The organism is Cellulophaga sp. F20128, from assembly GCF_023015805.1.
Taxonomy (GTDB): domain Bacteria; phylum Bacteroidota; class Bacteroidia; order Flavobacteriales; family Flavobacteriaceae; genus Cellulophaga.
This window is the reverse complement of the sequence record NZ_JALKBA010000036.1, coordinates 1-6,821: the sequence shown is the minus strand read 5'-3', so window position 1 is coordinate 6,821 and position 6,821 is coordinate 1. Positions and strand designations below refer to the sequence as shown.

8 protein-coding genes and 1 pseudogene are annotated in these 6,821 nt (G+C 37.0%); 6 read left to right on the top strand and 3 right to left on the bottom strand.

All coding sequences use genetic code 11. The annotated features are described in order from the left end of the window. The first annotated feature begins 438 nt into the window (after positions 1 to 438). The 5 genes from MWU65_RS17185 to MWU65_RS17165 all read left to right on the top strand — a co-directional run bounded on the left by MWU65_RS17185 (position 439) and on the right by MWU65_RS17165 (position 3,324). Positions 439 to 651, top strand: coding sequence for a hypothetical protein (locus MWU65_RS17185; protein WP_247079914.1), 213 nt, complete (start codon positions 439 to 441; stop codon positions 649 to 651). A gap of 187 nt (positions 652 to 838) precedes the next feature. Next, entirely contained in the window at positions 839 to 1,252 is a 414-nt protein-coding gene (locus MWU65_RS17180) for a hypothetical protein (RefSeq protein ID WP_247079913.1), read from the top strand. A gap of 157 nt (positions 1,253 to 1,409) precedes the next feature. Then, complete coding sequence (locus MWU65_RS17175) at positions 1,410 to 1,892, top strand: DUF4265 domain-containing protein (RefSeq protein WP_247079912.1); 483 nt, start codon at positions 1,410 to 1,412, stop codon at positions 1,890 to 1,892. Positions 1,893 to 2,038: 146 nt separating this feature from the next. After that, on the top strand, positions 2,039 to 2,632 hold the full coding sequence (locus tag MWU65_RS17170) for a hypothetical protein (RefSeq protein ID WP_247079911.1): 594 nt from the start codon (positions 2,039 to 2,041) through the stop codon (positions 2,630 to 2,632). A 269-nt stretch (positions 2,633 to 2,901) separates the two neighbouring features. Then, on the top strand, positions 2,902 to 3,324 hold the full coding sequence (locus MWU65_RS17165; RefSeq protein ID WP_247079910.1) for a TPM domain-containing protein: 423 nt from the start codon (positions 2,902 to 2,904) through the stop codon (positions 3,322 to 3,324). A gap of 298 nt (positions 3,325 to 3,622) precedes the next feature. Here MWU65_RS17165 and MWU65_RS17160 read toward each other — a convergent pair whose 3' ends face one another. The 3 genes and pseudogenes from MWU65_RS17160 to MWU65_RS17720 all read right to left on the bottom strand — a co-directional run. Then, on the bottom strand, positions 3,623 to 4,756 hold the full coding sequence (locus MWU65_RS17160) for an IS91 family transposase (RefSeq protein ID WP_247079909.1): 1,134 nt from the start codon (positions 4,754 to 4,756) through the stop codon (positions 3,623 to 3,625). 3 nt (positions 4,757 to 4,759) lie between these two features. Beyond that, positions 4,760 to 5,362: a tyrosine-type recombinase/integrase gene (locus MWU65_RS17155; RefSeq protein WP_281501087.1), complete on the bottom strand. Its 603-nt coding sequence runs from the start codon at positions 5,360 to 5,362 to the stop codon at positions 4,760 to 4,762. Between the two features lie 33 nt (positions 5,363 to 5,395). Then, positions 5,396 to 5,623, bottom strand: a pseudogene (locus MWU65_RS17720) (phage integrase N-terminal SAM-like domain-containing protein); the annotation flags it as partial. Positions 5,624 to 5,889: 266 nt separating this feature from the next. Between MWU65_RS17720 and MWU65_RS17150 the strand changes: the two are divergent. Continuing rightward, entirely contained in the window at positions 5,890 to 6,597 is a 708-nt protein-coding gene (locus tag MWU65_RS17150; protein ID WP_247079908.1) for a hypothetical protein, read from the top strand. Positions 6,598 to 6,821: the final 224 nt, after the last annotated feature.

Here is a 6,821-nt window from a genome sequence, read left to right as displayed (position 1 = left end):
GAAAAATTAAAATAAAACGGCCAATAACACGCGTTATAATTAATGGCCCTAAAGTATAAGCCTGAATAAGGGCCACTAATCATAGCGCTATCGTTGCCAACAATATGAAAAAAATTCTCGATAGTCGAAAATATAACTTAATCGGAATTTTAGTCGGAACCATAATTGCGTGGATTATTGCAATGCGGACTGACTTACCAGCGAGCTCAAATCACGGTGGATTTATTCCCTTAATTTATCCACCTTTCATCGGAATTATAACTGTTATCGGATATTTGATTAGCAGACTGATAACAAAAAAATATAATTGGATTATAAGCATAATCGGAATAGTTTACATATTACATTTTGCGATTGATTTTAATTTAAGTTATGCTTAAAAAAACTACTAAATGGACAGTTCTTAAAGGTTATCTATTAGTCTATCTGACTAGTTGCTTGATTTTTACAATCGTCAAGTGGAAAACACTTTCAGACGCAGAAGGTTGGGGAGTTGTTTATATGGTTGGACTAATTGGAATTGGACTTTTTGGATTAATAATAGACTTTATTCTGACTTTAATAATTAAGAATAAAAAAATACTCAACGGAATTGGAATTTTAATTGCAATCGGATTTTCAATTATGTTGTTTATGGAATTAAAACAATAGCGGAATTAATAAATACTGTTGGCAACACCGTATATAATTTATTGCTGGCTTCTTGCCTACTTGCGAAAGTCCTCACGGACTTTCTTTGTCCGTAATTATTTACTAAATTAGTTGCTTGAAACACGCAACAAACCATATACAACAACGTTGGCGGTAATTTGAAAAACACTCTTTCGGATTGAAAATTATGAAGAAAATATTAATATTTGGTTTACTGACTCTTTTAGTTAGTTGCTTTCCGATTGAAACCAAAAATGCCGAAAAAGCATATGAATATTGGTCTGGAAGTGAACCTCCAAAAGAAATCGAACTGATTAAAGGTGAATATTATCAATCGCCACATTTCTCACTCGAATATGAACTGTTTCTAAAATTCAAATCTGAAGGGAAATGGTTTAATGATTTTGTTGAATATAACGGACTTGAGCTTGATACAATAAAAAATAATTGGTCAGGATGGACTGAATTACCAAAATGGTTTAAAACGGACAAAAATTATCTGATTTATACCAAAAACCAAAACGATGAATTTGAACATTCGAGATATTTTATAAACCCTGAAAACGGAATTTGTTACATTTATGAAACAGTCGGAATGTAAAAACATAAAAACTACCGCCAACAATGCCTATAATTCAGTCTTGCCTTTTTCAAAAGAGAAAATTTAGTACTTTTAATCTGGCTCGATTCCGACCTTGAAAAATCCTAATGGATTTCCCAGACCGAAATCATAGCCGAACCGTTGTGTTTAATTAGAAATGACCGAAAAAGAAGATAATTACGAAAAGATAGTATTCAAGTATCAAAGTCACATATTGGACGAAATAACTGTCGAAAACATGTGGGCTGAGATAATTGATAAGCCTAACGGAATATATAGACTTGATAGTATTCCTTTTTATGGGCCGTTAATAGCGACAGGTGACGAGTTCTATGCCGAATATGACGGAACTGAAGAAAGATTAACTTATCGCAATACAACCAAACATTCTGGAAATTCTATTGTGGTAATAGTAATTATTAAAAAATGTTTTGACAAAGAAATTATACGGGACGAATTCAAGAAGTTAGACTGTCTTTCCGAAGGCCTTAATGAAGCCTATTTTTCAATGGAGGTGCTAAAAGAAACCGACTATTCAAAAATCAGGAATATAATGGAAAACTATGAACAAAATGGTATTCTTGAATTTGCCGAGCCTTGTCTATCCGATAAACACAGGTCGGATTTAAAAAATAACTAAACACAACAATGCCTATAATTCAGTCTTGCCTTTTTCTAAAGAGAAAATTTAGTACTTTTAATCTGGCTCGATTCCGACCTTGAAAAATCCTAACGGATTTCCCATACCGAAATCATAGCCGAACCGTTGGGCACAATAAAAACTGAATGAAGAAAATAATCATAATTTTTATATTTCTACCTTTTATTCTATTTAGTCAGAATAAGAAAAGTAGTTTTTTAATTATTTATCCAGCGAATATTTCGACATCCGAAAATCTAAATGCTGAAAAAACTGAATATTTAGATTACGAAAAAAATAGAAGTTTGGAAAGTTCAAACGGAAACTTAAACGACAAACTAAAAAAGGAAATCGAAGAATTAACTATTGAGAAAATTATTGGAAATGTAACATTGCAAAGTCTACAATTCTATCTCTATGAAAGCTTCCCAAAAAACAAATATTCTGTAGCAGAAAAAAACACGGATTCTGAAACAAAAGAAAAGAAAAAATCTGACTATTTGATAGAATATAATAACTTGAATATTTCGGAAAATAAAGACGGAAATCTAAATTTGAGTTTTGAACTTGTCTTGTTCGACATTAAAAAGAAAGAATATTTAATAAAAAAGGAATATGTAGCGGACGAAATAAATCAAGGCGGAATGTGGGGCTGTAGTGAATCAAGATTTAAATGCATAATTAATAACACCATCCGAATAGGAACAGCGGAATTAGCTCAAAAGTTTTGGAAAGAATAATTACTGTGCCCAACACCGTATAAAAAAAATTGCTAGTTTTAGCTAAACCAAAGTTAGTTGCTTGTTTGCAAGCTTCTGATTTTCCTTCGGAAAATCCTCGCACACAAACACGCAACTTTCCTTATACATAAACGTTGTACACAATACGAAAAATGAATTTCAGCCCTAAAATATTTATCCTCTTTTTAACTTTAAACTTGCTTTCCTGCAAAGGAAATGCTCAAGAAACCGAAACGAAAGAAGCAATACCTTTACTTGAATTTTCGGAAATGGAAAAAACGATTTTCCCAAAACCGATTGGAATTATAAACGATTACGGAAAAATATTTACGGAATCGCAGCGTACTGAATTGACAAAAGTACTTTATGAATACGATATTGAAACAACAAGACAAATTGTGGTTGTAACCATTGACAGCATTCAACCTTATAATAGCATTCAAAAATATGCAACTGCTTTAGGGAATAACTGGGGAGTTGGAACGGCCGAAGAAAACAATGGCCTGACGATAGTTGTTTGTAATCCTTGTAAACGAATTGGAATTGCAACTGGAACAGGAACCGAACTGATTTTGACTGATGAAATTTGCAAAAAGGTAATTGAAAATACGATTATACCAAAATTTAAAAACGGAAGATATTATGACGGAATTAAAAAAGGGGTAACCGAATTAATAGAAAAGTGGAAATAAAAGTACTGTGTACAATAACTAAGCATTCGTGTGGTCGGAACGACCCAACATGAATGCAGTGTTGACTGAACCGTTGTTTGTTGGTCAGTACTATGGAGAATGGTCCAGTTTGGAGTGGATTTTCAGGAGTCGGTTTTTCCTGATTTTGGATTGTTGGCCTCTGTTTTTGCCAAGGAATCAAGGAGCACGGTACATTTGGTGGTTGCTCTCCTCTATTTTTCTGGTTTGTCAGGCCGTTTTATTCCCCCGAAGCTTCGGGGTGGCCATAGGAGTCCCATTACGTCGGGATTTACGTTTTTCATAGAGGTCTGTTTAACTGTTTTTTAATATGCTCTTGCCAGTGGTGCGGCGGACCACGAGCAGTGAAGGTTAAAATAGTAACAAGATTTCCTTTTTTACAGGCGGGACACTTACGGTGTAATAAAGGCTCTGTTTCTGCAAGCTTTGGCCTGCCCAGATCTTCCTGTAGTTCTGGGATGATAGTTCGCTTATAATAACTACTCAGGATACCGTAATGTCTGATACGGGTAAACCCTTTGGGTAGAATATGTAGCGAAAACCGCCTGATGAACTCGGCATCGGATAATCCTAGGATAGACTTTTTGCCCCCGTGACGATACTCCTTTACCATAAACCGTACATTTCCATCTTCTAGACTTTTTATCCGATGGTTACTGATCGCAATCTTATGGGTATAGCGGCCTAAGTATTCTATTACCTGTGAGGGTCCAAAGAATGGGCGTTTGCAATAGACTACCCAGTTGTGTTTGAACAGACCCTCGTAAAAAGAAGGGGATTGCTGTCTCCCTAACTCTTTGCGCAGCCTAGCCACAAAACGTGCCCTAAAGACCTTGCTCATAGCCTTTACGGGGAAGAGGTATTTTCCCTTGTTTTTGGCAGATTTCCATTTGCCAGATTTGGTAATACCGCCCCCAGGAACAATGCAGTGCAAGTGTGGATGCAACGATAGGTTCTGGCCCCAGGTGTGCAAAATGGCGATCATTCCCATCTTGGCGCCCAAGAACTTGGGGTTGGCACCAAAATCTTGAATAATACTCCAAGCCGTTTTGAACAAAAGGTTGTACACCAATTTGGGCTGGTACAGACATAACTGATTCAGCTCACAGGGCAAGGTAAAGACCACGTGGAAGTAAGAAATCTTTAATAAATCTGCCTCTCTTGCCTGGATCCATTCCTCTTTTTTGTGTCCTTGGCACTTGGGACAATGGCGGTTACGGCAACTGTTGTAGCTAAGGTGAAGTTTTTGACAGACTGGATTATTGCAACAATCAATGTGGCCTCCAAGGGCCGCGGTGCGGCACTTGCGCAAGGCGTGCAGGGTACGGGCTTGCCAACTGTTGGCACAATAATGGGCAAGATGCTCCCTGTTGCGCTCTAGTACGTGCGCTACTTCATAATCGAGATAGGACATCTTCTATTGTTCATAAAGCCTGTCCAGCGGACTGAACGGCTTTTGCCTACCCGATTGCGCCACATGAAGGTAGATAAGGGTTGTTTGAATGTCCGCATGTCCCAAGAGATCTTTCACGCTCATAATGTCCAGACCCATTTCCAAAAGATGGGTGGCATAGCTATGACGTAGGATATGGGCGGTAATCCCCTTTTGGATACCGCTGCGCTTGCGAGCCTCACGGACAATCCATTGTATTCCCCTTGAAGAAAGTGGGACAGGTCCTCCTTCAGAATCATTACCATTAAAACACCAAGTGACGGGGTTTTCTGCCAAGAAATACTTCTTTAGACCACGGATCTGCATCTCGGATAAGGGAACATAACGATCCTTGCGTCCTTTGCCTTGACGCAGGTGTAGCATCTTCCTGTCGAAATCCAGGTCTTTGCGCTGTAGGTTGCGAAGTTCAAAATTGCGAAGTCCACAGCCATAGAGCATCGCGAGCACCAATCGGTGCTTAAGCAATTTGGGGGTCTTCAGCAACTGCTTTATCTCCCTCTGGTTTAATACAACAGGGAGTTTCTTGGGGCGTTCAATGGAAGGAAGTATGACTCCCATTTCTTTCATCCCAAAAACACGGTAGGCATAGCGAAGCCCATAAACGGTATGTTTGAAAAAACTGTCCGATGGGGTCTTGCGTTGTGACTTTAAAACGTGTAGATAGTCAAGTATTTGCTCCTCATCGAGGTCAAGTGGACTACAGTTAAAATGGAGTGCGATGTGTGCTAAACAGCGGGCATAGTTGGTTAGCGTACTTTGGCTTTTGCCGGCGAGTTCAACAGAACGCTTAACTTTGGTGTAGAGTGTTGCAAACTCTGGAACGGAAATAATAGCCCTTTCAATGAGGGTCTTACTTTTTTTTCATAATATTGAGTATTAGATTAAACCTTATCCTAAAGGTAGTGAATCGTGATGTAAATGTCTCGTGAAGCTACCTTTAGGTTTAGTTCAACAATGCCTATAATTCAGTCTTGCTTTTTAGTCTAAAAAAAATTACTACTTTTAATCTGGCTCGATTCCGATCCTGAAAAATCCTAACGGATTTCCCAGACCGAAATCATAGCCGAACCGTTAGCACACATTAGAAAAAAACTTTGAGAACATTTAAAAAGAATATTAAATACATAATCGGATTGCTTCTAATTGGAGGTTTAGTTTGGTTTGCTTATGATGTTCATTTTAAGTTCGTGATTAATGAATATCAAGGAAATCAAATCGAAAAGCGTTTGAAAAAGGATTTTGCTAAAAACTCAAAAGGATTCGATATGATTAGTGAATATCAATCGGAATTCGGTAATATATCGGATTTGCAGTTTTCTAAAACGGACGATTATATTCGCTTCGAAATAAAAAGTGATTCTTTTCCGACGGACATTTATGATTGGATACAAATTTCTGCTGGCGAAATGACAAATACTGATTTAAAGTTTTTAAGTACATCTGAAAACGATAGCATAGTAACTGAATTTGAGAATGAAAAATTTACAATTGGAAAACCTTGGGTAATATATTTTGAGGGGCGAAAATCAAATCCTGATTTAAAACAAATTTTGAGTTTAAAGAATATTGATTTGGAAAACTTAAATAGCATTGAGAAAATTTTAAAAGAAACAAATACTATTGCTTTCGAGAAAAATGACTCTATAATCAAATTACGTTACGCTGGACATTGGGGCGAAAATTATAATTATGTGACACCAATTAAGAATATAAGTTCGACAGAAAATTGGGACGGATTATCCGAAAAGTGGTATTCATTTCATTATGTAAATGGACTATTTTGCGGATATACAGATTGGTAAATAACGTGTGCTAACAATGCCTATAATTCAGTCTTGCATTTTCGAATAAATAAAATTTAGTACTTTTAATCTGGCTCGATTCCGATCCTAAAAAATCCTAACGGATTTCACAGACCGAAATCATAGCCGAACCGTTAGAGGCCATTATAAGTGCCGTGGGGGCATTTTTTCTAAGGTTTGTGTGAATTATGAAAGCGGGCGTTATTTCTTTGTTAATGGATAGC

Bases quoted from the DNA above. Each gene is read 5' to 3' on its own strand.
- MWU65_RS17165 (WP_247079910.1), top strand. From the start codon at position 2,902: ATGGAAAAAACGATTTTCCCAAAACCGATTGGAATTATAAACGATTAC.
- MWU65_RS17160 (WP_247079909.1), bottom strand. From the start codon at position 4,756: ATGTCCTATCTCGATTATGAAGTAGCGCACGTACTAGAGCGCAACAGG.
- MWU65_RS17175 (WP_247079912.1), top strand. From the start codon at position 1,410: ATGACCGAAAAAGAAGATAATTACGAAAAGATAGTATTCAAGTATCAA.
- MWU65_RS17180 (WP_247079913.1), top strand. From the start codon at position 839: ATGAAGAAAATATTAATATTTGGTTTACTGACTCTTTTAGTTAGTTGC.
- MWU65_RS17170 (WP_247079911.1), top strand. From the start codon at position 2,039: ATGAAGAAAATAATCATAATTTTTATATTTCTACCTTTTATTCTATTT.
- MWU65_RS17155 (WP_281501087.1), bottom strand. From the start codon at position 5,362: ATGAAAGAAATGGGAGTCATACTTCCTTCCATTGAACGCCCCAAGAAA.